Annotated in this window: 3 protein-coding genes; 2 read left to right on the top strand and 1 reads right to left on the bottom strand. The window is 74.0% G+C overall.

The genetic code is table 11. The features are described from left to right. Positions 1-385, bottom strand: a 385-nt coding sequence (locus AOK18_RS26510; RefSeq protein ID WP_157865216.1) for a helix-turn-helix domain-containing protein, incomplete at its 3' end; no start/stop codon positions are given. Positions 386-613: 228 nt separating this feature from the next. On the opposite strand from AOK18_RS26510, the gene AOK18_RS26505 reads away from it, so the two are divergent. Together AOK18_RS26505 and AOK18_RS26500 are read left to right on the top strand one after the other, a co-directional pair. Beyond that, positions 614-1,309, top strand: coding sequence for an ATP-binding protein (locus tag AOK18_RS26505; protein WP_079039981.1), 696 nt, complete (start codon positions 614-616; stop codon positions 1,307-1,309). Then, positions 1,306-1,740 (top strand): hypothetical protein, encoded by a 435-nt coding sequence (locus AOK18_RS26500; RefSeq protein WP_420865643.1) that lies wholly within the window; start codon positions 1,306-1,308, stop codon positions 1,738-1,740. The genes AOK18_RS26505 and AOK18_RS26500 overlap by 4 nt, the downstream gene beginning before the upstream one ends. Positions 1,741-1,850: the final 110 nt, after the last annotated feature.

Genomic DNA, 1,850 nt, shown 5'->3' with positions numbered 1-1,850 from the left:
CCTCGGTCTGCAGCAGACCGGGGACGAAGTGGGGTTCGTAGCTTCGTATGAGCGTAGCCGCGCCCTCGAGGCTGACGTACATCGAGAACCAGCCGGGCAGGATCTCGTGGAAGCGCTGCCACCAGCCGGGCCGGTTGGCGTCCTCCGCCAGTTGCACGAAGGCGTCGGCCTCGCTGTCGGAGACCCCGTAGGCCTTCAGCAGGAGCTGGAGGTACGGGATCTTGAGCGCGACCTCGGCCGTCTCCATGCGCCGGACCGTGGCGGGGGCGACGCGCAGGATGCGCGCGGCCTCCTCGCGCTTGAGACCGGCGCTTTCCCGCAGGTCCAGCAGGCGCCGGCCGAGGACGACCTGGCCGACCGTCGGTGCGGACCGCGGTTCGCTCACGCTCCACCTCCACGAAAAGGGTTTCCTGACGTTCCCGGAGCGGACGGCTCCGTCAGCCCCGACAGGCCTGCGGCGCCAATCCGAGAGCAATCGAACCTTTCTTCGATCACCTCAACTGGCGCCGCGCGGGGTGCTGTTGCGAGCAGTCTGCCACGGCCGTCCAGACCGTCACACAGCACTCTGGATTTTTCAGAGTGACACTTGCCAAGTGTGCACGGCGGGGCGATAGTGGCAGGCGTGATTCCGTCCGTGCCCTTAGGAACAGACGCCGCTGCGCGCCCCTTCGGTCCCGGCCCCGCCCCGGGGGCCGCCGACCTCGCGGGGGCTGCCGTCCAGCGCCGGTTCCGCTTCGAACTGGCCGCTCATCCGGGTTCTCCCGCGCAGGCCAGACGCCTGACGAGGGCCCGGCTGGCCGGCTGGTCGGTGGGCGAGGACACCTGCGACACGGCGGCTCTGGTCGTCTCCGAACTCGTCACCAACGCCATCGTGCACACGGCGAGCAGGCACATCGTCTGCGAGCTGCACGACGGCGGCGACCTGGTGCGCATCGCCGTGCGGGACGAGGGCTGCGCCCCCGGCCTGCCCCGGGCGAACACCCGGCGGCAGCCGGAGGACGAGCACGGCAGGGGCCTGCTCCTCGTCGGCGCGGTGTGCCGCGCGTGGGGCGCTCACGAGCAGGGCTCCGGGCTGCTGGTATGGGCCGATCTGCCCCGCACGGCGGACACCCCGTGTCCGTCCGGCGACGGGCCGCGGAACGACCTCGGCTGGGGCGAGCGCCCCAAGCCCGGCCCGGACGACGACCGGGACGAGGACGAGGAGCCCGAGCAGCGGCACCACCCCGGGGCGACTCCGGCCGCACCGCGCACGCCTCCCCGGCGGGACACGCTCCCGCGCCCGTACCACCGGGACGGGGGGTGGGCGTGACCGGCTCCCGGACCCTGAGCCTGAACACGCTGGTACGCCTCCAGCGGGAGCTGCGCCCTCCGGCCGCGCCGCTCCCGCGCCTGCGTCTGCCCCTCCCCGACGGGATGACGGCGCCGATGGGCTGCGACGCGGTGGCGGTGCCGGCCCGTTTCGGGCCGCTGGTCATGCCCCGGCTGCCACGGGTGGGGTGCGTGTACGCGGATGAGGCGCACTGGTGGTGGCTGGTTCCGTCCGATTCGGACTACGCCCTGGAGTGGCCCGCCCCCGCGCGCTACGACACGGGGGCCGTGGTGCCGGACGTCCCGGACCTGCCCCGGCTGATCCACCGCCCCGACGGCACCCTTCCGTACACGCCGCCGATACCGCTCTACCTGGCGGTGTGCCGCCTGACCGACACGGCCCCGAGCTGGTCCCGCCCGATCACCGCGTAGGGCTCCCGGGCGCCACCCGCCCCACCCCACCGCGGCTCGCGCGGCTCCGCGCGGCCACCCGGGGTCGCGCAGCCGCGCGGGTTCACGCGGCCGCGTCGGCGCCGACGCGG

Origin of the sequence: Streptomyces prasinopilosus (genome assembly GCF_001419695.1) — a bacterium.
GTDB classification, from domain to species: Bacteria; Actinomycetota; Actinomycetes; order Streptomycetales; family Streptomycetaceae; genus Streptomyces; species Streptomyces prasinopilosus.
Note: the sequence above shows the minus strand (reverse complement) of the source record. Positions and strands in the feature narration are given on the sequence as shown.